The 24,471-nt window shown below is 71.2% G+C and carries 26 protein-coding genes; 17 read left to right on the forward strand and 9 right to left on the reverse strand.

What is annotated here, in order from left to right:
- The first annotated feature begins 90 nt into the window (after nt 1-90).
- Nucleotides 91-669 (forward strand): TetR/AcrR family transcriptional regulator, encoded by a 579-nt coding sequence (locus H5965_RS21005; RefSeq protein ID WP_310971738.1) that lies wholly within the window; start codon nt 91-93, stop codon nt 667-669.
- 29 nt (nt 670-698) lie between these two features.
- Here the strand turns inward: H5965_RS21005 and H5965_RS21010 are convergent, their stop codons facing one another.
- The gene (locus tag H5965_RS21010) at nt 699-1,556 is read right to left on the reverse strand and encodes a LysR substrate-binding domain-containing protein (protein WP_310971739.1); all 858 of its coding nucleotides are present in this window, start codon (nt 1,554-1,556) and stop codon (nt 699-701) included.
- A gap of 139 nt (nt 1,557-1,695) precedes the next feature.
- On the opposite strand from H5965_RS21010, the gene H5965_RS21015 reads away from it, so the two are divergent.
- From H5965_RS21015 to H5965_RS21035, 5 genes are all read left to right on the forward strand, one after another.
- Complete coding sequence (locus tag H5965_RS21015; RefSeq protein WP_310971740.1) at nt 1,696-2,553, forward strand: NAD-dependent epimerase/dehydratase family protein; 858 nt, start codon at nt 1,696-1,698, stop codon at nt 2,551-2,553.
- Between the two features lie 14 nt (nt 2,554-2,567).
- Nucleotides 2,568-3,236: a dienelactone hydrolase family protein gene (locus H5965_RS21020; protein WP_310971741.1), complete on the forward strand. Its 669-nt coding sequence runs from the start codon at nt 2,568-2,570 to the stop codon at nt 3,234-3,236.
- Nucleotides 3,205-4,074 carry an aldo/keto reductase gene (locus tag H5965_RS21025; protein ID WP_310971742.1) on the forward strand — a complete coding sequence of 290 codons (870 nt, stop codon included), beginning with the start codon at nt 3,205-3,207 and terminating at the stop codon, nt 4,072-4,074. Before H5965_RS21020 ends, H5965_RS21025 begins: the two co-directional genes overlap by 32 nt.
- 44 nt (nt 4,075-4,118) lie before the next feature.
- Nucleotides 4,119-4,292, forward strand: a complete 174-nt coding sequence (locus tag H5965_RS21030; protein ID WP_310971743.1) for a hypothetical protein — start codon at nt 4,119-4,121, stop codon at nt 4,290-4,292.
- A gap of 719 nt (nt 4,293-5,011) precedes the next feature.
- Nucleotides 5,012-6,364 (forward strand): PepSY domain-containing protein, encoded by a 1,353-nt coding sequence (locus H5965_RS21035; protein ID WP_310971744.1) that lies wholly within the window; start codon nt 5,012-5,014, stop codon nt 6,362-6,364.
- On the opposite strand, the gene H5965_RS21040 is transcribed toward H5965_RS21035, so the two are convergent.
- Nucleotides 6,345-6,809 (reverse strand): hypothetical protein, encoded by a 465-nt coding sequence (locus H5965_RS21040; protein WP_310971745.1) that lies wholly within the window; start codon nt 6,807-6,809, stop codon nt 6,345-6,347. The two genes, H5965_RS21035 and H5965_RS21040, sit on opposite strands and share 20 nt — an antisense overlap.
- Before the next feature lie 108 nt (nt 6,810-6,917).
- Between H5965_RS21040 and H5965_RS21045 the strand changes: the two genes are divergently transcribed.
- Together H5965_RS21045 and H5965_RS21050 are read left to right on the forward strand one after the other, a co-directional pair.
- Nucleotides 6,918-8,045: a Vms1/Ankzf1 family peptidyl-tRNA hydrolase gene (locus H5965_RS21045; protein WP_310971746.1), complete on the forward strand. Its 1,128-nt coding sequence runs from the start codon at nt 6,918-6,920 to the stop codon at nt 8,043-8,045.
- 34 nt (nt 8,046-8,079) lie between these two features.
- On the forward strand, nt 8,080-8,514 hold the full coding sequence (locus tag H5965_RS21050) for a hypothetical protein (RefSeq protein WP_310971747.1): 435 nt from the start codon (nt 8,080-8,082) through the stop codon (nt 8,512-8,514).
- On the opposite strand, the gene H5965_RS21055 is transcribed toward H5965_RS21050, so the two are convergent.
- The gene (locus H5965_RS21055; RefSeq protein WP_310971748.1) at nt 8,499-9,212 is read right to left on the reverse strand and encodes a helix-turn-helix transcriptional regulator; all 714 of its coding nucleotides are present in this window, start codon (nt 9,210-9,212) and stop codon (nt 8,499-8,501) included. The genes H5965_RS21050 and H5965_RS21055 overlap by 16 nt on opposite strands.
- A gap of 54 nt (nt 9,213-9,266) precedes the next feature.
- On the opposite strand from H5965_RS21055, the gene H5965_RS21060 reads away from it, so the two are divergent.
- A complete protein-coding gene (locus H5965_RS21060; protein WP_310971749.1) occupies nt 9,267-10,589 on the forward strand; it encodes an MFS transporter in 1,323 nt (440 codons plus the stop codon).
- Nucleotides 10,590-10,664: 75 nt separating this feature from the next.
- Nucleotides 10,665-11,507 (forward strand): sigma-70 family RNA polymerase sigma factor, encoded by an 843-nt coding sequence (locus H5965_RS21065; RefSeq protein ID WP_310971750.1) that lies wholly within the window; start codon nt 10,665-10,667, stop codon nt 11,505-11,507.
- Nucleotides 11,508-11,843: 336 nt separating this feature from the next.
- Here the strand turns inward: H5965_RS21065 and H5965_RS21070 are convergent, their stop codons facing one another.
- The 3 genes from H5965_RS21070 to H5965_RS21080 all read right to left on the reverse strand — a co-directional run bounded on the left by H5965_RS21070 (nt 11,844) and on the right by H5965_RS21080 (nt 14,426).
- Nucleotides 11,844-12,545 (reverse strand): methyltransferase domain-containing protein, encoded by a 702-nt coding sequence (locus H5965_RS21070; protein WP_310971751.1) that lies wholly within the window; start codon nt 12,543-12,545, stop codon nt 11,844-11,846.
- A 217-nt stretch (nt 12,546-12,762) separates the two neighbouring features.
- Entirely contained in the window at nt 12,763-13,302 is a 540-nt protein-coding gene (locus H5965_RS21075) for a hypothetical protein (protein WP_310971752.1), read from the reverse strand.
- Between the two features lie 173 nt (nt 13,303-13,475).
- On the reverse strand, nt 13,476-14,426 hold the full coding sequence (locus H5965_RS21080; RefSeq protein WP_310971753.1) for a Leg1-related protein: 951 nt from the start codon (nt 14,424-14,426) through the stop codon (nt 13,476-13,478).
- A gap of 386 nt (nt 14,427-14,812) precedes the next feature.
- On the opposite strand from H5965_RS21080, the gene H5965_RS21085 reads away from it, so the two are divergent.
- Nucleotides 14,813-15,880, forward strand: coding sequence for a hypothetical protein (locus tag H5965_RS21085; protein ID WP_310971754.1), 1,068 nt, complete (start codon nt 14,813-14,815; stop codon nt 15,878-15,880).
- A gap of 109 nt (nt 15,881-15,989) precedes the next feature.
- Nucleotides 15,990-17,165, forward strand: coding sequence for an NAD(P)/FAD-dependent oxidoreductase (locus H5965_RS21090; protein ID WP_310971755.1), 1,176 nt, complete (start codon nt 15,990-15,992; stop codon nt 17,163-17,165).
- Nucleotides 17,166-17,171: 6 nt separating this feature from the next.
- On the opposite strand, the gene H5965_RS21095 is transcribed toward H5965_RS21090, so the two are convergent.
- Nucleotides 17,172-17,669: a MerR family transcriptional regulator gene (locus tag H5965_RS21095; RefSeq protein ID WP_310971756.1), complete on the reverse strand. Its 498-nt coding sequence runs from the start codon at nt 17,667-17,669 to the stop codon at nt 17,172-17,174.
- Nucleotides 17,670-17,679: 10 nt separating this feature from the next.
- The gene (locus tag H5965_RS21100; RefSeq protein WP_310971757.1) at nt 17,680-18,540 is read right to left on the reverse strand and encodes an SDR family NAD(P)-dependent oxidoreductase; all 861 of its coding nucleotides are present in this window, start codon (nt 18,538-18,540) and stop codon (nt 17,680-17,682) included.
- 79 nt (nt 18,541-18,619) lie between these two features.
- On the opposite strand from H5965_RS21100, the gene H5965_RS21105 reads away from it, so the two are divergent.
- From H5965_RS21105 to H5965_RS21125, 5 genes are all read left to right on the forward strand, one after another.
- The gene (locus H5965_RS21105; protein ID WP_310971758.1) at nt 18,620-19,375 is read left to right on the forward strand and encodes an EF-hand domain-containing protein; all 756 of its coding nucleotides are present in this window, start codon (nt 18,620-18,622) and stop codon (nt 19,373-19,375) included.
- A 15-nt stretch (nt 19,376-19,390) separates the two neighbouring features.
- Complete coding sequence (locus H5965_RS21110) at nt 19,391-20,452, forward strand: isocitrate/isopropylmalate family dehydrogenase (protein WP_310971759.1); 1,062 nt, start codon at nt 19,391-19,393, stop codon at nt 20,450-20,452.
- The gene (locus H5965_RS21115; protein ID WP_310971760.1) at nt 20,449-21,093 is read left to right on the forward strand and encodes an isochorismatase family cysteine hydrolase; all 645 of its coding nucleotides are present in this window, start codon (nt 20,449-20,451) and stop codon (nt 21,091-21,093) included. Before H5965_RS21110 ends, H5965_RS21115 begins: the two co-directional genes overlap by 4 nt.
- On the forward strand, nt 21,045-21,920 hold the full coding sequence (locus H5965_RS21120) for an SAM-dependent methyltransferase (protein WP_310971761.1): 876 nt from the start codon (nt 21,045-21,047) through the stop codon (nt 21,918-21,920). The genes H5965_RS21115 and H5965_RS21120 overlap by 49 nt, the downstream gene beginning before the upstream one ends.
- A 274-nt stretch (nt 21,921-22,194) precedes the next feature.
- Entirely contained in the window at nt 22,195-23,097 is a 903-nt protein-coding gene (locus H5965_RS21125; RefSeq protein WP_310971762.1) for an endo-beta-N-acetylglucosaminidase H, read from the forward strand.
- 548 nt (nt 23,098-23,645) lie between these two features.
- Here H5965_RS21125 and H5965_RS21130 read toward each other — a convergent pair.
- Nucleotides 23,646-24,448 (reverse strand): IS5 family transposase gene (locus tag H5965_RS21130; RefSeq protein ID WP_310971763.1). Its coding sequence is split into 2 segments (ribosomal slippage): nt 23,646-24,112 and nt 24,112-24,448, totalling 804 coding nucleotides; the frame shifts between segments, so codons are not numbered across the junction.
- Between the last annotated feature and the right edge of the window lie 23 nt (nt 24,449-24,471).

The raw sequence follows: 24,471 nt of genomic DNA on the forward strand, positions 1-24,471 counted from the left end.
TGCTCTCGGCGAGCCGGGCTGTCCGGCTTTGCGAAACAGTACGGTACAGTATCGTACTGTTCCGGTGAGGAGAAGAACGGAGATCACCAGGTGGCCCGATCCGGGGACTTCGTCGACGTTCGAGTCCAGCGGTCCAAGGCGGCGGTGCTCGCCCAGACGTACGAGTTGCTCTCGGCCGGCGGCATCGGCGGCGTCAGCATCGACGAGGTGTCGCGACGCTCGGGCGTCTCCAAGACCACGATCTACCGCCACTGGCCGTCACGGGCCGCGCTGCTGATCGAGGCGTGCTCGACGATCGGGTCGGCGCCTCCGGTCCCCGACACGGGCAGCTTCGGCGGGGATCTCGTCGCCTTGATCGAGGCGTTGGCCGAGCAGCTGCGGAGTGCCCGCTGGGCGGCGGTCTTGCCCTCCATCGTGGACGCCGCCGAGCGCGATCCCGAGTTGGCCGGGCTGCATGCGGATCTGCACGCCCGGTTGATGGCTCCGTTCGGTGTGGTGACCGAACGCGCGCAAGCTCGCGGCGAGCTCGCCGCGGATCGTGGGCCGGCCGACGTCACCGCCGCCGTCGCCGGGCCGCTGTTCTACCGTCGCTGGTTCTCCCGCGAACCCCTCGACGCCGCGTTCGTCGCGCGCGTGGTCGAGGACGCCCTCGGCCATCTCGGCGCCTGACCCGTTCGACATGACGAGCGGACCCGAGTCTAGGGGACCAGGTTGCCCGCGGCGGCGAGGAAGGCGTCGATCAGGGGTGATCGGCGCGTCGCGAGCCAGGCCAGGGACACCTGGTTCGGCCCGATGTCTTCGACCGGGACGCCGATGATGTCCGGCCGGGTGTAGAACGTGGCCGTCGACAACGGGATCACGCTGATCCCGGCGCCCGCCGCGACCAGTTCGAGCTTCTCTTCGACGCTGTCGATCCGCGGGACTTCCGGGCGGTCGGGCCGGCGGAGCTCGAGCGCGATGTCCCGCCATTCCGGGACGGCGTCGGGGTCCTGCAGCAGGTGCTCGTCGGCGAGTTCGGTGACCGGCACGGACTCCTTCCCGGCCAGGCGGTGCCCGGCGGGCACCATGACGACGCGGGGTTCGGTGAACAGTGGCCGCACGGTCAGCCCGCGCTGGTCGGCCGGCAGCCTGATGATGCTGACGTCCACGCGGCCGTCGTGCAGAACTTCGACCTGGTCGTGCCAGCTGGTGCGCAGCAGCCGGACGGCGATGCCCTGCCGGGCCAGTGCCCGCACCGCCGGGGTGACCACGAGGCCCGGCATGAACCCGACCGTGAGGACCGGCTTCGCTTCGGCCGCGGCCGTGACCCGGCGGTGCACGGCTTCGGCCGCGGCCAGCAGGTCGCGGGCGTCGGTGAGGAGCTGTTCGCCCGCCGCGGTGAGGACCGTGCTCCGGCGGTCGCGGACGAACAGCGGCGTCTTCAGCTCGTCTTCGAGGGCGCGGATCTGGCGCGACAGCGCGGGCTGGGCGATGTGCAGGCGCGCGGCGGCCCGGCCGAAGTGCAGCTCTTCGGCGACCGCGACGAAGTAGCGCAGCTTCCGCAGGTCGAAGTCCACGTCGGCCCACCTCCCGCGCCCATCATCGCAGTTTTGTGATGCCGCCGCGGCATCACAGCGCGCGGAACGGGTCTTGGACGCAGGGCGGGGGCACCGGCCACCGTGGAGGAGGAACGAAAACACGATCGAAAGGACAGTGATGAAGATCTTCCTCACGGGCGGCTCGGGCTACATCGGCCGGGCGACCATCGGCGAGCTGGTCCGGCAGGGGCACACCGTCGAGGCGCTCGCACGCAGCGACCGCGCCGAGGCGGCGGTGGTGGCCGCCGGGGCGAGCGCGGTCCGCGGTGGCCTTTCCGACCTCGACGTGCTCAACCAGGCGGCGGCGCGGGCGGAAGCCGTGATCCACCTCGCCCAGGCCACCAGCGGCGAGGAGGATCTGGCGGCCGCCACCGCGATGCAGGACGGCGTCGGCGGCGGCACCTACGTGCACACCGGCGGCAGCTGGGTCTACGGCGACACCGGCGGCGTGCGGGACGAGACCGCGCCGTGGAACCCGCCGGGCGTCGTCGCGTGGCGCAAGCCCGTCGAAGACGCGGTGCTGGCCCGCGCGAAGAACGGCGGCCGGCCGGTCATCGTGCAGCCCGGCCTGCTCTACGGCGGCGACAACCGCCTGATCGACCTCTTCTTCGTGCAGCCGGGCAAGGAAAGCGGCGCGATCCCGTACCTCGGCGACGGCGGCAACCACTGGGCCCTGATCCACCTCGACGACCTCGCCCGCCTCTACGTGGCCGCACTGTCCGCTCCGGCGGGCTCGGTGTACCTCGGCGTGGGCGGGATCAACCCGACCGCCAAGGAGGTCGCCGAGGCCTGCGCCCACGCCGCCGGGCTCGACGGCAAGACCGTCTCCCTCAGCCTCGAGCAGGCCCGCGAGCAGATGGGCCCGATCGCCGACGCCTTCGCCCTCGACCAGCAGCTGACCTCGGCCAAGGCACAACGCGAGCTCGGGTGGACACCGGTGCACACCGACCCGCTGACCGAGTTCACCGTACGATGAACCAGGAACCGGGAATGGACCGCGAAGCGGTGCTGTGGTCCGAAGAGGAGCGTGCCCGCGGCTCACGGCCACTGCTGGTGATGCTGCACGGCTGGAGCTACGACGAGACACACCTGCACCGGCTGATCACCCCGCGCCTGCCCGACGAGGTCGTGGTCGCCTCGGTGCGGGCGCGGATTCCCGAAGCCGGTGGGTACGCGTGGTTCCCCAGTGCGGGCAACCCGATCGGTGATCCGCGGCCGCAGGTGGCGAACGCGGCGGCGCTGGACGTGCTGTCGTGGCTGGAGACCGTCGAGGCGCCGTCGATCGGGCTGCTCGGCTTTTCGCAAGGTGCGGCGATGGCGCACCAGCTCATGCGGTGGGCGCCGCACCGGTTCGCCTACTGCGTGAACCTGGCGGGGTTCGTCGTGCGCGACGAGCAGCCCGGCGACGCGGCGCTGGGCGGCACGCGGCCGCCGGTCTACTGGGGACGCGGGCGGGAAGACCGGATCATCCCGCCCGGGGCGCTCGCGCGGACCGAACGGTGGCTCGCTCGCCACGCCACCGCCGAGGTTCACGTCTATCCCGGGCTGGGCCACGACGTCCGCGGCCAGGAGATCGACGACGTCGCCACCTTCGTCGGCAAGCAGATCACTTCAGCAGGAGGTCCGGATGACTTCGAGAGTCCTCACCATCGGCGGTGACCTGCGTGCCGGCCGGATCGGTTTCGGCGCCATGCAGCTGACGGGGAAGCAGGTCTGGGGCGAGTACCCCGATCGCGACGGCGGCATCGCCGTCCTGCGCGCGGCCGTCGACGCCGGTGTCACGTTCATCGACACCGCCGACGTCTACGGCCCGCACACCAACGAGGCCCTCATCCGAGACGCACTGCACCCCTACCCCGAAGACCTGGTCATCGCGACCAAGGGCGGATTCGTGCGCGGCGGCTTCGACTACGCCACGCTTGGTGCCGTCGGCAACCCCAACTACCTGCGGCAAAGCGCCCACCTCAGCGCGCGCCGGCTGGGTGTCGACACGATCGACCTGTACTACCTGCACAGCGGCCGCGCCACCGATGCGCCGTTCGAGGACCAGGTCGCCACCCTCGCCGCGTTGCGGGAGGAAGGACTGATCCGGCACATCGGACTGTCCAATGTGACGCTCGAACAGTTCCGGTCCGCGCGGGAGATCGTGGAGATCGCGGCGGTCACCGCCCATTTCAACGCGAGCGCGCGCACCGGCGCGGACCTGCTGCGGGCCGCCGAGGACAGCGGTGCGATCTTTTCGCCATGGCACCCGGTCACGCTCACCGAAGGCCCCGACACGGGCAAGGTCATGACGGTGCTCGAGCCGATCGCCGCCCGGCACGGGGCGACCGTCCGGCAGATCGCGCTGGCGTGGTTGCTGCACCGCTCGCCGGTGATGCTGCCCATCCCCGGTACGAGCAGCGTCACGCACCTCGAGGAGAACCTGGCGGCCGCGGACATCGAGCTGTCCGGCGAGGACGTCGCGGTGATCACCGGCCTCGCCACGGAGGTGTGAGCATGTGACTCCCGCTCCGCGGAACCTGGTCCACGGTAATCGCAGTGGCGTGCGTTGCGCTGCCGGCGATCGCGTCCGCGCACGGCGGGCCCGGCGTCACCATCGCCACCGCGTCCAACCCGCGGCCGGACCTCGTCGGCGGCCCGGAGGTTCTGGTCCGGTTGACCGCTCCCAGCTCGTTCGTCTTGCGGGCCGACGGCCACCCGGTGGGGGCCTGACGCGACAGGCGGACGGGAGCTTCCTCGGCTCAGCAGCCGGCACCAACGGCGCGTCCTGGAACATCCTGACAGCGGCACCGAGCACGTGCCGAGCGAGGCGTTGATGCTTGTGATCCGCCGCACCGGGACGCGGGCGACGTAGACGACATCGGAGCCGTCCAGCGCGGCCAGTGACGCCGATTCGCCGGTTTCCTCGGCGAGGCTCATCAGCATCGGCTGGGCGGTCTCGCTCATGGCGTGCGAGGTCGAGTGGTGCTGGCCGACGCTGAGCACGCGCGGGGTCAGCGACCAGCGCGGGCTGTCGTACGCCGAGCGAGCCGCCGTACGCCAGGCGCTTGAACGCCACGGCGTTCTCGTGGCCGGGGTGGCGGACCAACGGGAAGCGGTTGCCGGGGCCGAGGCGTGTCGATGCGGCGCGGGCGCGGTGTGCGGACGCGGCCGACGCCAAGGGCGTCATCCGCGACCGAAGGAGCATCATCGAGCGGCTCAGCTCCGGGCGCCGTGCCGCCGCGGAACGCAAAGCCCAGTCGCACGAAGCCCAAGCCACCAAGCGTCGGAACGCACACGGTGCCCATCCGAACACCCGACCGGGATGGCTGGTGCCCTGGCTGCCGAGCCGTGGGTCATCGACCTGCACGGCCCGGAGACGGCCGCACGCAGACGGTCAAGCAGCCCATCGACGTCCGTTGACCGCCTCTTCCAGCCGCGCGGGAGCCGCCTTGTCCTCGACCTCCACCGTTCCCTCGCACCGGGCCGCCCGTCCGTCCCCGCGGCCGCGCCTGAGCACCGTCCTCCAGCTCGTCGCCCGGCGGCTGCACTTCCTGGCCGGTATCGTGGTCGCGCCCTTCCTCGCCGTGCTGTGCCTGACCGGGCTCGTCTACGTGTTCAGCCCGCAGATCCACGACAGCCTCTACCGGTCCGACCTGCACGTGAACCAGGTCGGCGACGCGCCGCGCCCTCTCTCCGAGCAGGTCCGCGCGGCCCTCACGGCGCACCCGGAGGGGACGCTCGAGTCGGTCCTGACCCCGCCCGCCCCCGACCGCACCACCCGTGTGGTGCTGGCGGTTCCCGGTCCGGCCGGGACCACCGACCGCACGGTGTTCGTCGACCCGTACACCGGGTTGATCAACGGCGAGCTGACCACGGTCGAGAACCGGCTGCCCGCGAACACGTGGCTGCGCCGGCTGCACGGCGATCTGCACCTGGGCGCGCCGGGCCGGCTCTACGCCGAGCTCGCCGCGAGCTGGGTTCCCCTCGTCGCCGTGGGTGGCCTGGTGCTGTGGCTGGCCCGCACGCGCCGGAAACGTCCGCTGCGCGAGGTGCTCGTGCCGTCCACTCGGGACAAGACGGGGTGGACGCGGGTGCGGGCGATCCACGGTGCCGCCGGCCTGTGGCTCACGGCGGGACTGCTGGCGGTGGCGGTCACCGGGTTGGCGATGAGCCAGTTCGCGGGTGGTCGCGCGGACGCGGCGGCCGACCCGGTCCACCTGCGAGCCCCCGTGCTCACGGCGGCCCCGGTGCCGGTCCGGCCGGGCGCCGGGCCGATCGGCCTCGACCGCGCGGCGGCGGCCGCCGAGGCCGCGGGACTGAGCGGCGAGCTGGCCGTTTCGGTACCGCCCCGGCCGGAAGCGCCGTACACCGTCACCGAGATCGAGGAAGGACTGCCGGTCCACCGCGGCGCGGTCGCGATCGATCCCTACACGGCGGAGGTGACCGAGCGGATCGCCTGGAGCGACTACTCGCTGCCGGCGAAGCTCAGCGCACTGGCCACCGAGTTCCACACCGGCACGCTGTTCGGCCTGGCCAACCAGATCGTCCTCGCGCTGGTGGCGGTCGCGACGCTCGTCCTGCTCGCGCTCGGGTACCGCATGTGGTGGATCCACAACCCGTACAAGGGGCGGTGGGCGTCGTTGCCGCGCCCGGTGTGGCGGCAGCTGGCCGGCGCGCCGCTGATCGTGACGCTGCTCGGAGTCGCGGTGCTGGCGTGGGTCCTGCCGCTCGTCGGCGCGAGCCTGGTGGTGTTCCTGGCCTTCGACGCTTTGCTGATCCGGATCAAGCGACGCTCGGCGTAGTGGCCTTCCGTTCCCCGAGGTGGTCGCGGACGTCGCGCGCCGCCGCAATTTCCGCTGCGACGTCGATTTCGGCCGAACCCGGGAACCGGGTTCCGTTTGGCACCCCGGCTTGGTTGGCGCAGACGAAAACCACCTGGTTTTCGACGGCCCGCACACAAGCAGGCGATGATTTCGGCCCGTCGACGGCGAGGCCGAGACTGGGCTCGGGGAAGGCTCTCTCGTAGTCGAGCAGCATGCCGACCCGGCCGCGCACACCGTTGCCGGACACGCACGCCGCAGCCGAGTACCGCTCGCCTCGTGGATCTGCTTCGGTGTAGCCGAAGCACATGACCATTTCCGCGGCCAGCGCAGTACCGAACGCGACGTCCCGCCCGAAGTGAGCGGCGACGGTGGCGATCCGGGATGGCGTCACCCGTTCCTCTGTTCGCCGCTGCTTGATCGTCATCTCGTGCATGGTTGTGGACGAATTTTCAACAATTGCACTGTCGGCAGGGTGGGTCACCTATTTGTCCTGTCGCCGTTTGTTCGCGAACCCGGCGGGTAAGGCGGTGGTTTGGCCGGTTCGACGATCGAGGAGAGCACTGTGGACGAGGACCAGGTAAAAGCTGTGCTGGCGGCGGAAGGGCCGTTCGCGTCGGTGTTCCTCGAAGATTCGCACGACACCGAGGACGCGGAGCGGCAGCTCGAGCTGAAGCTGCGGGAGATCGCCGCTCGGCTCGGCGAGCAGGGGGCCGGCGACGCGACGGCCGAGGCGGTCGTGACGGCGATCCGCGACAGCGAGCCCCCGGTCGGCCGGAGCGGGCGCGGTGTCGTCGCCGCCGGGGGCCGGGTGGTGGTGGACCGGCGGCTCGCGGACGCGCCGGCCACCCAGGTCGAGCGCGTCTCGCCGCTGCCGTACCTGCTGCCGTTCTTCTCGCACGGCTCGCCGTCGATCCCGTACCTGCTGGTGACGGTGGACCACCGGGGCGCGGACCTGGTGACCCACGACGGCGAGGGCCGCGAGGTCGCCACCGAGACGGTGACGGGGGAGGACTGGCCGCTGCACAAGGTGCGCGGCGGCGGGATGGCGCACCGCAGGATGCAGGCCAACGTCGAGGAAACCCGTGACCAGAACCTGGAGGACGTCGCCGGACACGTCGCCGAGCGGGTCGCGGCGCTGCACCCGGGGCTGGTGCTGCTGGTGGGGGAGGTGCAGGCGCGCCGGGCGTTGCACGCGAAGCTGCCGACGGCGGTCCAGGACGTCACCCGCGAAGTGGACGCCGGGAGCCGGGCCGCGGGGGGCTCGCGGGAGGGCCTGGAGCAGGAGATCCGGACCGTGCTGGCCGGTGAGCGGCTGAAGGTGCTGGACGAGCTGGCCGAGAGCTTCCGCACCGGGCTGGGCCGGGAGGACGGGCTCGCGGTGACCGGGCTGGCCGAGGTCGTCCGGGCGCTGGCCGAGGCCAACGTGGACACGCTGTTGATCGGCGACCCCGGCGACGCCGAGGTCTGGGTCGGCCGCAACGCCGGCGAAATCGCGCTGGACCGCGACGGGTTGGCGGCGTTCGGCGTCGAGGACGGACGGCGGCAGCGGGCGGACGAAGCCGTACCGTGGACGGCGCTCGTGTCGGGCGCGTCGGTGACGGTCATGGACGAGCGGGTCGACCTGAAGGAGGGATTCGGGGCGATCCTGCGGCACTCCTGATCGTCCGGCCGCGTTCCTCGCGGTCGGCGGGCGTGTGGGCAGGTCAGCGTGGTGCCGGGAAAGTGGCGAGTCCCGCTTCGGCCAGGCGGGCCGCCCGCCGGACCTCGCGGCTGACGGCGTCGATCGCGTCCTCGGAGCGCTCAGCGACGAGCCGACGGCCACCGTCCGGGGGGTGCTGTCGGCCGTCGTGTCCGATTCGACGGCGGACCGGCGGCCGCTCGACCGGGTGCTCGAGGATGCGGGCGTGGGCAGGCTGATCGCCGAACTCCGGGATCGCGGCCTCGTTCCTGCCGGGGAGGCGGCGCAGCGGGTCCGCCTCGCGGTGGGGACGATCCTCGCCTTCGCCGCCCTGTCCTCGGGCCCGGGCCTGTCCGGCCGAGGCGAACGCGAACTGCTGATCGCGTTCGTCACGGCGGGCCTTCGCGCCACCCCGGCTGTCAGCGGCGGACCCGGTCACCGGGCTCGGTAGCTGCCGGGTGTCCGGCCCATGGTCCGGGTGAACGTTTCGACGAACGCGCTCGGGGTGGCCCAGCCGCACCGGTGCGCGGTCTGGGTGACGGTGGCGCCCTCCGCGAGGTGGATCATCGCGTGGAACACGCGGGTCGTCGTGCGCCACTGGGGGTAGGTGGTGCCGAACTCGACGCGGAACAGCCGGGACAGCGTGCGCTCGCTGGTGCCGGTGCGCTGGGCCAGCCACGCCGTCGTGCGAGGCCGGCTGAGGTCGTCGGTGACGAGCCGGCACGCGTGCGCCAGCCGGGGGTCGCGGGCCTCGGGCAAGGTCAGCGGCCGGCCGTGGGTCCGGCGGAGCCGGTCGCGCAGCACGGCGTGGATCCGGGCGGCTTCGGCGGTGCCGAGACCGGGTTCGGTGGTGGCGACGAGCAGTTCGCGCAGCAGCGCGCTGACGCCGATGACCGTGGGCGCGGTGCCGTCCAAGGGCGCGTCATCGGTGGGGAACATCAGGGTGAGCACCTCGGAATCGCCGTAGACGCGGTGCTCGTGCCAGGTGCCGGCCGGCGTCCAGACGGCACGGTCGGCGGAGGCGACCCACGTGCCGTGGTCGGTGCGGACCGCGAGCACGCCCCGGTGGACGTACACCAGCTGGTGCTCGTCGTGGCGGTGGCGCTCGATGACCTGCCCGGCCGCGTGCCGGTGGCGGTTTTCCGACACAAGAAGACAGATTATCGGAAGTGCGACACGGGTGGCTCCTGCGACGGTGAGCGCATGACGACCAGTCCGTCGAAGAACCGCCTGCGCCGCGTCGCGATGGACACCCGGCCGCTGACGCATCCCGTGTTCCGCCGGACGTTCCTCGGCCAGGGTGCCGCGGTCATCGGGACGATGGTCACCGAAGTCGCCGTTCCGGTGCAGATCTACGACCTCTCGCACTCTTCGTTCGACGTCGGTCTCGCCGGGCTGGCCGGGCTCGTCCCGATCCTCGTGTTCGGGCTCTACGGCGGCGCGGTCGCCGACGCCGTGGACCGGCGGCTTCTGTACCTGGCCTCGTCGGCGCTCACCTGGACGGTCACGCTGGCGCTGTTCGCCCAGGCGCTGGCCGGGGTCCGGTCGGTGCCGCTGATCCTCGGGCTCGTCGCCGTCCAGTCCGGCGGCTTCGCCGTCTCCTCCGCCGTGCGCGGCGCCATCACGCCCGCCCTCGTCCCGCCGGAGGTGGTGCCCGCAGCCAACTCGCTCACGTTCACCGTCTCGACGGTCGGCCAGGTGCTGGGCCCCCTTCTCGCGGGAGTCCTCCTCGGGCTCCCGGACGGGTTCTGCTACGCCTACGGCGCCGACGCGGTGCTGTTCACCGCGGCGCTCTACGCCACCTTCCGGCTCCCGCCGTTGCCCGCGGCGGACCCGATCGGCCGCCCCGGGCTGCGGTCGGTCCTCGACGGCCTGCGCTTCCTCGCGGGCCGCCGGGTCCTGCTGATGTCGTTCCTGGTGGACATCGCCGCGATGGTGCTGGCCATGCCGACGGCTTTGTTTCCCCAAGCCGCCGAGACGCGGTGGCACGGCGGAGTCGGCCTGCTGTACTCCTCGATCGCGGCCGGCTCGGTCCTCGCCGGGCTGCTCAGCGGCTGGATCGGCCGGGTGCGGCGCCAAGGCGCCGCCCTCACCGCGGCGGTCGTGGCCTGGGCGGGGGCCGTCGCCTTGGCCGGCCTCGCCCCGAGCCTCTGGCTCGCGGTGACCCTGCTCGTCATCGCGGGCGCGGCCGACCTCGTCAGCGCGGTGTACCGGCAGACGATCCTGCAGACCGCCGTCCCCGACCGGATGCGCGGCCGCCTGCAGGGCGTGTACACGGTCGTGGTGGCGGGAGGTCCCCGCCTTGGTGACCTTCGCGCCGGGCTGATGGCGTCGGCGCTGCCGCTGGCGGTGGCGTGGTCCGGGACTGCGGTGGTGTGCGGGGCGCTCGTCCTGGCCGCTGCCCTGTTGGTGCGGCCCTTCTGGCGCTACACGCCCGCTGAAGGCGTTGCCGAAAGGTCCACAAAGGAGGGTGCTGCTCATCGTGCGGACGGCCACCGCGCCAGGCCGGGTGCGGAAGGCTGGTGATCCGCAGGAACTTGGCTCCCTACGTCACCGGTCCGGCTCTAGCCCGACGGGCGGCCAACCACGACAGTGACAGGTATGAACGAGCCGGGGCGGACGTCCGTGTCACCTCCTCCGTGGTGGGAGCAGAGCGGTCAGGACCGGGTCGCCGCCGCTCTGGTCGCCGCGCGCGCCGGTGACGAGGCCGCCTGGGACGAGCTCGTCGACCGGACCGCACCGTTGCTGTGGGCAGTGCTGCGGTCCGCGGAGGTCGGCAAGGCAGCCGCCGACCTGATCGCGGAGCAGGTGTACTTGCGCATGGCGCGAAACTTGGACCGGATCCACGATGTAGGTGAGCTGCTGAGCTGGGTCGCCCGCGTCGCGGCGCGGGAGGTGCGGACTGGAAGAGCATGGTCCGAGACCCGGTACGAACCGGAGCTCGCCGCTTCTCGGTACGCCCAGATCGACCGGGCCTTCACCCGGTTGTCCAGCGGGGAGCGCCGGCTGCTCCAGCTGATTTTGCCTGGCGGCATGAGCTACGCCGAGATCGCGAAGGCCGTCGATATGCCCGTCGGGAGCGTCGGGCCAACCCGGGATCGAGTTCTCGAGAAAGTCCGGAGGTTGATCGACGCGCTCCCGGCAAGACCGCCGAGCCCCCTTGGGAACTCGGCTCGCGAAGAACTCGAGAAAGCGTTGCGAGCGCGGGCTCGTGTCAATACGCTGCCGGCGCCTCAGCGGGGTAAGGCCCGTCGCGTGGTGGAAGCATTCGGTCGATTCTTCGGCGTTCTGCCACCGCCGCCGTTCGAGCCCGTGCCCGGAGACGACCTCGTCGTCGGCGCTTGCCGCGATGTCACCAGCGCGACCCGAGACACGTTAGAGGCTCTCATGACGGTCCTTTCGGAGCATGACACCGTCGCGCGGCAGGGTGGTGACCGATCATGACGGAGCAGACCACGCCTGGTGCTTCGCTGGTCGACGAATGGCTGGGCATGCGAGTCCTCGAGCACGTACGCGACCTGTACAAGGAGCAGCCCGACAGCGCGGACCGGGTGCTGAAGCTCGTCGAGACGCGGCTTCAACAGCGTCACGACGCGGAGGTCGTCCACAACCGGCACCGACGGCGGCTCGAATGGGCGTGGTTCGGTTTCCGGGTGGCTTCGGCGCTGCTCGGCTTCGGCGCACTCGTCGTGCTCGCGCTGGTCGCCGTACAGTTCATCGGCCACGGTGCGCCGACGCAAGCGAGCGTGGCGCTCGCAGCCGGCGCCCGGGGTTCCACAGTCAGGCGCGGGCGAGCACTTCTCCGTGGGGGATCAGCAGCCAGCCGTCGGGGTGGTCCGCCCAGGTCAGCCACGCCTGGGCGATGGCGTCGAGATCGGCCTGGGTGGCCAGTCCGCGTTCGAGGGCCATCTTGCCGACGGACGAGTGGATCCGCTCGGCCCACATGTCACCCCACGTCGAGCGTTCCTCCGGGGTTGCGTAGCACCAGACCGAAGCGGACGGTGTGACCTCGGTCAACCCGGCTTCGTGGGCCCACGCGAGCAACCGCCGGCCGGCGTCGGGCTCGGCGTCGTTGCCGCGGGCCACCGCCCGGTACAGGTCCTGCCAGTCGTCGAGGCGCGAGTCCTCGGGCCACCAGCTGAACGCGCCGTAGTCGGCGTCGCGCGCGGCGACGACTCCACCGGGGCGTGTCACGCGCCGCAGTTCGCGGAGGGCGGCGACGGGGTCGGACAGGTGCTGGAGCACCTGGTGGGCGTGGGTGACGTCGTAGCTGTCGTCGGGATCGGAGAGCGAGTACGCGTCGTCGACGGCGAACTCGACGGACACCCCGCGCCGAGCGGCGTTCGCCCGGGCGGCGGGGAGCGGGGCTTCGGTGATTTCGACTCCGCGCACCCGCCCGGGTGCGACGGCTTCGGCGAGGTCGGCGGTGATGCTGCCCGGACCGCAGCCGACGTCGAGCAGGTCCAGCCCCGGGCGGAGCAAGGGCAGGAGGTAGGCCGCCGAACTGGCCGCGGTGCGTGGCTCGCGACGACGACCTCGGCGTGGCCGTGGGTGTACACGTCCTTCCCTGCCATGGCCAACCCCATTTCTCGAATGGTGAGACAACGTGTCCGCATCATGAACTCTACGCCGGGTTGGCCGCCCGGGCAATGGACTGCCGTAGCCGTAGAAGACGGCCACAGTCCACCGAGGACGGTTGTCACGCCTTGAGGTCGAAACCCGTGACGTACCAGGATCCGGCGTGCTTCTCCACGCGGAAGCTGAGGGCGAACGAGCCGGTTTCGCCGGTGGCGCCGATGAGTTCGAGACTGCGCAACGTACGGCCGTCGAGCTTGACCGCCGTGTCCGGCACGGTGACCTTGTCGCCCTTCGCCGCCACGGCGGCGACCTCGACCTTCCCCTCGGGAGGCAGGGTGACGCCCGGTTTCGCCCAAGCCGAACGCAATGACTTCGCGCTCGCCGAAGCCGCGGGCTCGGCACACAAGGACTGGGCGTCCTGACCGGCGGGGAGTGCGGGAGCACTGGACAGGCACGCCTCGACGTACTGCTCCTGCAGGATCTGGGTGACCCAGCGCTCGACGGCGGCGCCGGGCGTCTCGGCGCCGGAAGCGGGTTGCGCCGCCGACGTCGGGGCGGTGCCGCTCGACGTCGGGGCGTCCGGGCTGGTCGTGGCCGGGCTCGCCGACCCGGCCACGCGAACCGGGCCGCACGCCGCCGCGAGCAGGACCATCGGTGCCACCAGCGGGACGATTGCCCGGCCGGGCAGGGACTTTCTCCTCGTTCGGCCGCTGCGACCGGCTTCGAGCTTCATCGGCGGGATCCTGGTGTCCGACGGGAGGCGTCGTCAACCGGCGACGGGCAATTCTGCCTTTTCGGCCACTTCCGGAAGTCGGCTCGTCAGTCCCGGCGTCGTCACGGACGCAGGAGGTGGCCGATCGTCCGCCGGCGGGCCGCGGCGTTGTCCCGCCGGGGATCGAAGACCGCGTCGAGCAGGGTCAGTACCTCGTCCCGGGCGGCCCTGGTGCGCATGATCCGCCGCCACAGCCACAGGTTCAGCGCGTGGCGGCCGGGTGAAGCGGTGGCCAGGCGGATGACGTTGGTGACGTTGCGTCGGACGCTGTCCGGCAGGGTGCGCAGGTCGGAACGCTGCTCGAGCAGTATTTCCGGCAACACGTCCAGGCCGTGCTCGGTCATGAAGCCGAAGTCGGTCCGCCAGGCGGCCGCCCCGAGGTAGTCGACCATCCGGCACCAGCCACGCAGGAACGTCAGTTCGAGCGGCGCATACGGAGCCGGGTCGATGCCCGCGATCTTCGTGACCACGACGTCGAGACAGGTCTTGTGCGCCTTCCACAGCGCGATCCGGAGCGGCTCGAAGTCGGTCGTGGCCCGGGTTTGCTGCACCATCGCGAAGTAGCGCCGCCACTGCTCGACGCTGGGTGCCAGCTCGTCCGGCACCACGCCGCCCCGCACGTACCCGAACCGGGCCGGGCCGGGGGCGTCGGCGATTTCGAGCGGAGCGACCACGCCGGCCCCTTGCGCGCCCAGCCACGGGAGCACGCTCAGCGTGTAGTTGCCGTAGGCCCACGGCGAGTCCGGCTCGATCGTCCCGTCAGCGTGCGTGGTGGCGCCCAGCCGCCCGGTGCGGCACTGCCACTGGAGCTGGAACGTCCAGGCCCACAAGGGATTGTGCCGGTTGTCGGCGCCGAACAGGCCGCCCGCGTTCGTGGCCGCGATGAGCTGCCGGTAGGCCGCCATCCGGTGCTCGAACCGGAACGGGTCGAACCGGTCCGTCAGTTCCGCCGCGGAAACCCAGACCGCGTACAGGTCCAGGCCGGCCAGTTCCCGAGGGTGGACGGAGCTCACGAACACAATGTAGCGCGGTCAAGCGGGTCGACCCGGCTGGGCGAGCAGCCCAGTGGGGCCTGCGGTGGGCCGTTGTTCAGCGGGTCGGGAAGTCGATTTCGGTGGGGCGCGTCGCCGACGTCGACGCCGCGGCGGGCCATGATGATGCCCTTGGCCTGCCCGATCAGTCCCGGCTCTCGCTTCGTGCAGGTGCGCGGCCTGCAGTACGGCGCGGGTGACGGCGTCGGTGGTGGGTGTCCGCCGCCGACGACGAGATCGGGCGGACCCGGCACGGCGGGAGCGCCTGCCTTCTGGTTCGAGCGGCGGTCTCACTCCTTCGGTTGATCACCAAGCCCGAACCAGCGATCCCGCTCGCCGGGCGTGGTCACCTGTGTTTCGTTGACCCCGTGCCTTCGTTTCGCCTCGCCCACGTTCTGACCGGCTCGGTTCTCTCCGCCGGCGTTGCGGTGCTCGCGGTAGCCGAGCCGGCGGTCGTCCCGGTTGCGCGGACTTCCGCGCCCGCCTCCGCGGTGCTCGTCCGCTTGACGACTTCGCCGGTCGAGGCGCTCGGTCTCGAGGCCTACACCGGCCGGTACGGCGTCGCGGAGTCCTCCGGTCCCGGACAGACCGACAACGGGGACTTCAGCGACCCCGACGGGGTTCTGCGCAGGATCGGCGTCGCCACCAAGCAGGCCCGGACCGTCGCCGACCCGGCCAGGAACTGGGCGCAGGCGCAGCTGACGGCGCTGGAGGTGAAGCTCGGGCGGAAGCCGTTCCTCAAGGTGGCTTCGCTCGACTCCTACGCCGAATGCGTACCGCCGCCGGTGGGCCCGTGGGCGCTGGCGTACAACCGCACGAACGGCGGCACGATCGAGGTGCTCGGGCACACCGTGCGGCCGGGCCGGAACGGGCTGAGCGTGACCGGAGCCCAGCTGGGCGCCCGTGAGATCGGCAAGAGCACGCTGACGGTCGTGGTGACACCGATGCAGGACCCGTCCGCGCAGAGCCGCCAGGGCTACGCCCGGGCCTGGCTGGACATCGACGTCACCGCGTCGCTGAAGGACAACGACGGCAAGCCGGTGTACGACGGGCCGTTGACGTCGTTGCGGCTCGGCGAAGCCGAGGCACACTGCGAGCCCCGGCCGCCGACGACCACCCCGACCAGTTCGAAAACGACCACGCGAACCACGTCCTCCACGCCGACCTCCACGCCGACCTCGACCTCGACCTCGACCTCGACCTCGGCTTCGGCATCGACCTCGGCGACGACGACCGGTGCCACCGTGACGCCGACGACCGCGTCGAGCACTGCGGCCGGCTCGCCGTCTCCCGGCTCGCCCGGCAGCCCGCCGACGACCGGCGGCCTCCCCGGAACCGGCGTCGCCGGGCTGCCCGCCCAGGCGGCCGCGCTGCTGGTCCTGCTCGGGGCCGGCCTGACCCTGCTCGCCGTGGCGCGGCGACGAGGTGACCGCTGACCCGAGGCCGGGTCTTTCGCCCGGCGAGGCGTGCATCGCCGCTACTATCCCCGGGTCGTCGAGTGCCGCCCACGCGGCCGGCGCGGGTCCGGGAGACGAGGGAAGCGAGATGACCAAGGCGTTGATCATCGGCGGAGGCATCGCCGGACCGGTCACGGCCATGGCCCTACAGAAGGCGGGCATCACTTCCGTCGTCTACGAGGCCCAGGAGCCGGGTGCGGACGACGTCGGCGCCTTCATGACGATCATGAACAACGGCTTCGACGCCCTGCACGCCATCGACGCCGACAAGCCGGTGCTGCAGGCGTCGTTCCCCGCCGATCACGCGTTGTTCTGGAGCGGCTCGGGCAAGAAGCTCGGCGAGGCACCCATCGGCAGCGGTACGGCCGGCGCGTACGGGCCGCACATGATCAAGCGGTCCGAGCTGTACCGGGTCTTGCACGAGGAAGCCACCCGCCGCGGGATCACGATGGAGCACGGTGAACGGCTCGGCGACGTGGACATCTACGCCGAGCACGGCATCGCGGCGTTCTTCGAGGACGGCTCCCGCCGCGAAGGCGACCTGCTGATCGGCGCCGACGGCGTCCACTCGGCCACCCGCGAAATCATCGACCCGCACGCGCCGCGGCCGCGCTACACCGGAACGGTCGTGTTGTGCGGCTACGCCCGGCAAGCGCCGGTCGAGCCGATGCCCGGCGTGTACCGGATGATCTACGGCAAGCGCGTCTTCTTCGCCTACACGACCGCGCCGGACGGCGAAACGTGGTGGTTCGTGAACATCCCGCGCCCGGAGCTGTCCAAGGCTGAGCTGGCGGCGACGTCGCTGGAGGAGTGGAAGCGGCAGGCGACGGCGCTGCTGCGCCGGGACCGGTCACCGGCGGCGGCGATCGTCGAGGCGTCGGAGCAGATCCGGGCGAACAACGGCTACGACATCGCCTCGACGCCGCGGTGGCACGCCGGTCCGATGATCGTCATCGGCGACGCCGCCCACGCTGCGGCGCCGAACGCCGGCCACGGGGCGTCGATGGCGATGGAGGACGCCGTGGTCCTGGCCAAGTGCCTGCGTGACCTCCGTGAGCCGGCGGCGGCGTTCCGTGCCTACGAACAGCAGCGCCGGGAGCGGGTCGAGCGCCTGGTGGCGACCAGCGCGAAGATGGGCGGCACGGCCACGCCGGGGCTCGTCAAGCGGCTCATCCGGGACATCGCGATCTCCCGATGGCTCAAGAGCGGCCCGCGCAACACCGCGGCGTGGCTCACGCAGCACCACATCGAGTGGACGGACTGATCGCCGCTAGGTTCGCTCCGAACCCGGTGACGTGACTGTCACCTCCGGGCCGGTCGAGCCGCCGTACGTGGCGATCTTGTATTCGGTCGCGGCGAGCGACAGCGTCAGTTCGCGGATGCGCCGCCGGATCGTGTCGCGGTGCTCGACGAGCATGTCGAGCCGCTCGGGCACGGTGTCCGCCCCGGCGTCGACGAGCTCGATGTAGTGCTGCAGGTCGCGCATCGGCATCCCGGACAGCCGCATCCGGGTCAGGAACACCAGGCGCCGCACCGCTTCTTCGTCGTAGACGCGGTATCCGCTGCTGTCGCGGCCGACCTCGACGAGCCCGGCGCGTTCGTAGTAGCGGAGGGTGTGCGGCGAGATGTCGAGCATGTCGGCGACCTCGGCGATCGTCATCGGCTCGGTCATCCCGCCCACGTCGGTCAGCCGGTGGATCGCCTCGACCGACACGTCGTCTTCGCCCAGCATCGCCAGCGCCCTGGTCAGCAGTTCGTCCGTGGCCATGCCGTCCAGCCTAGATCGGCCGCGAAGAGGGCGGGACGTCGGCGAAATCGGCGCTGCGGGCGGTTTCGGCCCACCGCTCGACGCCTTCGAGGTCGCGCCGGTAGGCCCGGGTGAGCCGCTCGACGGCCTCGCTGCCCAGCGGCAGCCGCAGTGGCACGTCGTCGCCGTGCACGAGGGACACGAGAATGTCCGCGGCCCGCACCGGGTCGCCTTCCTGGCGGCCGTCGGCACCGGCCATGTCCGCGCGCACCCGGGCGAGCACGTCTCGGTAGGTCTCGGACGGCTCGGCGAACTCCAGGACGTCGGCCTCGTTGAACCCGGTGCGGAACCGGCTCGGCTCCACGAGCAGCACCCGGATCCCGAACCCGGCGACCTCGCCGGCCAGGGACTCCGACCAGCCTTCGAGGGCGAACTTCGACGCCGAATACGCCGACACCCCGGGGAAGGACTGCCGCCCGCCCTGGCTGCTCATCTGCACGATCGTCCCGGTCCCGCGCTCGCGCATGGCTGGCAGCGCCGCGCGGACCAGCGCGGCCGGGCCGAACAGGTGCAGGTCCATCAGCTCCCGCAGCTGCGCGTCGCTGATTTCTTCGACGGCGCCGACCACCGCCCGGCCGGCGTTGTTGACCAGGACGTCCAGCTGCCCGAAGTGGTCGATGGTGTCCTTCACGAGGTCCGCGGCCGCGGTCGTGTCGCGGGCGTCGAACTTCACGACCAGGCAGCGTTTCGGGTACTCGGCCTCCAGGGCGGACATGCTTTCGGGCCGGCGCACGGCGGTCACCACGTTGTCACCCGCCGCGAGCGCCGATTCCGCCAGGGCGCGCCCGAGGCCGCGGGTCGCGCCGGTGATGATCCAGGTCTGTGTCGTCATGCCGGCGACGTTAAGGCTTCGAGCGCGCTCGAACGCAAGGCCGTAGGCGAAGCGGACGTCCGGCCCGTGCGGGTGCGGCGTGGCTTCGGCAAGCCGTCACGGTCAGTGCGCGAATCTCGTGCTGGCTGACCCGGCGGTGGCAGTCGCTCCCCGTTTGTCCCAGGGCCTGCCCTGCGTTGCTTTACTTCCGGAACCGGCTGGACGGGATGCCGTCCCACCTTGGGTTGACGATGATTCCGGAGCACGCCTTTCTCGGGCAGGATTGATCAAGGGGGCAATTCGACGGGAAGGCGATCGTTCGATGAGTGTGACGGCCGAAGATCGGGTGAAGATCATTTTCTCGCTGTTCGACGTGGACCGTAACGGCTACCTGGAGGAGCGTGACTTCTCGGCGATGGCGGCGAATGTGGTGCGCGCGGCCGAGGGATCCGGTGCGGCCGCGAAACAGGCGATGGAAAGCGCCTTCGTGCACTATTGGCGGACCCTGGAACGCGAACTGGACCGGAACCGGGACGGCCGGGTGAGCTACGAGGAGTTCACAACCTGTGTGCTGTCGCCGGAGCGGTTCGGCGGCACGGTCGCCGACTTCGCGGAATCCCTGGCGGCCCTTGGGGATCCCGACGGCGACGGGAAGATCGAACGTCCGGTGTTCACCGCCCTGATGACGGCCATCGGGTTCGGCCGGCCCAACATCGACGCGCTCTTCGACGCGTTCGGGCCGGACGGCGAAGACCGCATCGGGGTCGAGGTGTGGGCCGAAGGGATCAAGGACTACTACGACCCGGCGAAGGTCGGGATCGCGGGCGATCACTTGGTCGCGAACGCGGCCCGCTGAATGGGAAACCCTCGGGTGCGAGCGACCGTCGGACTGGCGGTCGGCCGCGGAACCGGACCGGAACTGGCCGACGTTTTCGCCGCCGCACTGGACCGGATCGGCGACCTGTTCTCGGCGGAAATCCGAATCACCCGCTCGGCTCGCACCTACCATTCCTATTTCTCGCTGGCGGAGGAAGGTGGCGCCGAGGAGATCCGCCGTATCACCCGTGCCGACGCGGCGCACTACGAACGGTTCTGCCGCGAACAGGCCCGGGCGGGCGTCACCGCGGTCTTCCGCACGGCGATGAACGCGCAGTCGCTGTACCTGGTCCGCGAGCGGCTGCAGGCGGTCAAGGTCGATGCGGTGACGCCGTCGCTGCTGATGGTCCGCGACCAGGTGCAGGGCTTCTACACCGGCGAGAACCGGCACGGGCCCGGAACGGTGACCCGCACGACGATCTTCACCCGTGAGCTCACCGAGAAGGTCATCGTGTTCGCGCTGCGCCGGGCCCGGGCGCAGTGGCCGGGCGCCGGGCCGGACCGGATCGTCCTGGCGTACAAGTTCCACCTGCTCGACGGCGCGTTCGGGGCGTGGGTGGCGGAGATCGCGCACCGCCACGGCGTCCGCGTCGAGCTGTGCCAGCCGGACACCGTGAACCGGAACCTGATCGAACACGGCTTGACCGGGCGGACGCTGGTCGTGGCGGGCAACGAGTGGGGCGACGTCATGCACGTGGTGCTGCTCGACCGGTTCGGCGGGGCGCGGCAGGAGGACCGGTGCACTGAGAACGTGCACCTGCACCCGGAGGTGGCCGGCCTGGTCGAGTACCAGACCGTGCACGGGTCGGCCGACGACCTGGCCGGCACGGGCCGGGTCAACCCGACCGCGACCTTGCGGGCCGCGGCGGCGATCGCGGAGCGCCACGCGGGCTGCCCGGGTGCGATCGCGGCGCTCGAAGACGCCCTGCGAGCGGCCCGGAGCCGGGGCGTGGGCACCCCGGACACCGGTGGCACGCATGCGACGGACGAGGTCGTCGCGGCGGTCTTGGCGGAGCTGCGGCCGGCCACCGATCAGCTCCCGGTGGCCGGGACGTGAGGTCGGGGCTGGTCGTGGTGGACCTGCAGAACGACTTCTGCACCGGTCCGGTCGCGACGGCCCGGCACGGTGACCCGGCGAAGCTGGAGCGGCTCGCGGCGAACGCGGCGCGCGCGATCGACCTCGCGCGGGAGGCCGGCGTCGAGGTCGTCTTCGTGCGGTTCGCCGGGGACGTCGAGTTCCAGCGGCCGAGCTGGCGGCGCCGCGACCGGCTCCTCGGCAAGCGGCCGAAGTGCCGGGAAGGCAGCTGGGGTGCGGAGTTCCACCGGGTGGCGCCGGCGGTGGGCGAACGCGTTTTCACCAAACGCGCGTGCTTCGACGCGTTCCTCGTCGACGGCTTCGGCGGGTACCTGCGTCACCGGGGGATCGGTCACCTCGTGTTCGCGGGTGTCTACGCCGACGTGTGCGTGGATTCGACGGCGAGAACCGCGTTCCAGCTGGGTTTCCACCTCACGATCCTGACCGACTGCACGACGGCGCTGCACCGCGGCGACGAGGAGGCGGTGCGGTTCATGGAGGTCGTCTACGGCGCCCGGACCGCCACGCACGACCAGCCGGCGAGCTGGACGAGGTTCCCCGAGGAGGAGGACGAGTGGGCACCACCGCAGACCTCGACCACGGAGTCGGCCGGACCGCGCTGATGGTCGCCGCAGCACGGGCGATCGAGGCGACTCGCCCCGATTCGCTGGCGCACGACGGGTTGGCGCGGTATTTCGTGCGCGCTGCGGCGCCTTCGGGCCGGTGGCCGGTGCGCTGGAGCGACGTACCCGGCGGGCCGGCGAACCCGCTGTGGGGGCGGCTGGGCCGGTACTTCGGTCTGCGCACCCGGGTGCTGGACGATTTCCTGCTCGGCGTCACCCGCGACGGAGCTCGGCAGGTGGTGTTGCTGGGAGCCGGGCTGGACACGCGGGCTTTCCGGCTCGGCTGGCCGCCCGGGTGCCGGGTCTTCGAGCTGGACCGGCCCGGCGTGCTGGCGTTCAAGCAGGACGTCCTCGACGACGCGGGGGCGAGGGCGGAGGCGGCCCGGGTGACCGTGGCGGTGGACCTGGGCGGCGACTGGGCGGGACCGCTGCGCGAGGCGGGGTTCGATCCGGATCGCCCGTCCGTGTGGCTGGCGGAGGGACTGTTCCTCTACCTGCCCGCGGACGCCGAGCGCCGGCTCGTCGAGACGGTCGACGGGTGGGCTGCGCCGGGTAGCGCGTGCGCGTTCGAGGCCAAGTTCTGGCACGAGACGCCGGCGGTCCGCTCGGGACCGGTCTACCGCGCGGCGCGCGAGCAGATCGGGGTGGACCTGACAGCGCTGTTCGACGCCGAACCCCGCCCGGACTCCGCGGGGGCGCTGCGAGCCCGCGGCTGGGCGACGTCGGTGCGCACGCCGTTCGCATTCTCGGCGGAGTTCGGCGCCGGTCTGGATCCGGTGCCTGACGACTCGTTGGCGAGCAACCGGTGGGTCTTCGCGCTCAGGTAGGCGTCATGGGCCAGTTCGGTCAGGGCGCTGGTCGGTGACCACGCAGAGGGGCACCTTCGCCGCTTGCGCAGCGGCAGTCAGCGTGAGCAACCCGACGACACCGGCGGCCCCGAGGAAACTCGCCTGAATTCGAGAAGTGCCGTGGGTCGATGCGACGAACGGCGTGGGCCGATCGAGGTGCCGATCGCGTTGCTTGATCACTTCTCTTGACAAGGAGCCGGAAAAGCCCATACATGGACAGTGGTTCAAACCACTCGTCAGGAGTTGAGCTATCGTGGTCAAACTCGGCCGGATCACCGCGTTGCTGGCAGGCGCCGCCCTCCTGGCGGCCATGACGACAGGCACGAGCGCGGCGAGCACGTCCGCCGCGTCGCGCAAGAGCGGGCCGATCACCGTGGCCTACGTCGAGGTGAACAACAACAGCATGCTGAACGTGGGCAAGTACGCCCTCGCCCAGGACGGCGGCAACGTGTTCGACATCGGCGTCATCTTCGCCGCCAACATCAACTACGACACCGCGACGAAGTCGGCGTACCTGTACTTCAACCCGAACGTGCAGCGCGTCCTCGACAACGTGAGCACCCAGGTCCGCCCGCTGCAGGCCAAGGGCATCAAGGTCATGTTGTCGATCCTCGGCAACCATCAGGGCGCCGGGTTCGCCAACTTCCCGTCCCAGCAGGCGGCCGCGGCCTTCGCCAAGCAGCTGTCCGACGCCGTGGCCAAGTACGGGCTCGACGGCATCGACTTCGACGACGAATACGCCGAGTACGGCAACAACGGTACCGGCCAGCCCAACGCCAGCTCGTTCGTCCACCTCGTCACGGCCCTGCGGGCGGCGATGCCCACCAAGCTGATCTCGCTGTACAACATCGGCCCGGCCGCATCGCGGTTGTCCTACGGCGGCACCGACATCACCTCGAAGTTCAACTACGCCTGGAATCCGTACTACGGCACCTGGGGCGTACCGAACATCGCCCTCCCCAAATCCGGGCTTTCCCCCGCGGCGGTCCAGATCGCGGCGACCTCCACCAGCACCGCCGCCAGTCTCGCCCAGCGAACCGTGAACGAAGGCTACGGCGTGTACCTGACCTACAACCTCGGCGCCGCCGACTCGCACACCTACATCTCGAGCTTCACCAAGCCGCTGTACGGGAAGGACGCCGTGTACCGGCCCTAGTCACCTCGGTGCCGGGGCCGGCTACCGCGGTCGCCGTCTCGACGTCGGTGACCCTGGCGTGCACCTTGATCAGCTGGGTGGACGGGAAGGCGGGTTCGTCGAACCACACCGATAGCCGCAGGTCCGGCGCAGCGGGTCGACGAGTGCTTCGGGCTCGACCCCGGCCGTAATCGCCGCTTGGTAGCGCTGAAGCCGCGCCTCCGCGTCTGCCGGCCGGTTTCGCGCCGCCTCCAGCGGCCCGCCGCTGGCCGGGCTGCCGTCCGATCCCAATAGGGCTGCTGCGGTTCGGTCGCGGTTGTCAGGGTGGAACAGGTCGTGAAGCCATCCGTGGTCGACCCCAACTGGTGGTAGACGACTGCGGGGAGACCGCGGATCGACGTTTCCGTACACGGCTCCAGTTCGCCGCTGCGCTTCAACGGGGACGTCGAGAGCTCGGTGAGCGTTTTCGGGCCTGGACCGGCTTCAACGCCACCAGCAGAGCGCCGGCTGGGTTCGGCCAGGAGCACCCCGAACGCCGGGAGGCTCGTGCGCCTGAACGGCTTTAGAAGTCAGTTCAGAATGAGTTTGCGGAGGCAGATCAGGGAGCAGGCCAGGCTGAGGATGGCTTGGTGGACGTCGGCTCGTCGTTCGGTGCGGATGCGCAGGCGTCGGAAGTTCTTGAGCCAGGCGAAGGTGCGTTCGACCGGCCAGCGGATGGTGCCGAGGCCTGAGCCGTGTTCGACGCCGCGGCGGGCGATGAGCGGGGTGATGCCGCGGGCGCTGACGAGGCGGCGGTACTTGTCGTGGTCGTAGCCGCGGTCGGCGTAGAGCCGGCGTGGCCGGCGCCGGGGTTTGCCGACCGTGCCGCGGATCGGTGGGATGGCGTCGAGCAGCGGGATCAGTTGGGTGACGTCGTTGCGGTGTCCGCCGGTCAGCGTGACCGCGAGCGGGATGCCGGTGGCGTCGGTGATCAGGTGATGCTTGGAGCCGGGTTTGCGGCGGTCGACCGGGCTGGGCCCGGTGTGGTCCCCCCTTTGAGAGCACGCAGGTGGGTGGAGTCGACCAGCGCGGCCGACAGGTCCAGCAGCCCAGCCGCACGCAGCTCGGCGAGCAGGCGTTCGTGCAACTGCTGCCAGACACCGGCCTCGTGCCATTCGGTCAGCCGCCGCCAGCAGGTGGCCCCGGACGCGCCGAACAGCGCCGTGGGCAGGCGGTTCCAGCCGATGCCGGTGCGGATCACGTACAGGATGCCTTCCAGTGCGGCACGGTCATCGGCACGCTTGCGACCGGGATAGCGGAACCGCCGCGGATGCACCGGAAGCAGCGGCTCGAGCCGCTCCCGCAGCTGATCGGTCAGAACCTCCTCACGCATACCAAAGATTCTGGAAACCCCGG

It is taken from the genome of Amycolatopsis sp. 505 (assembly GCF_031625235.1).
In the GTDB taxonomy this organism is placed as follows: domain Bacteria; phylum Actinomycetota; class Actinomycetes; order Mycobacteriales; family Pseudonocardiaceae; genus Amycolatopsis.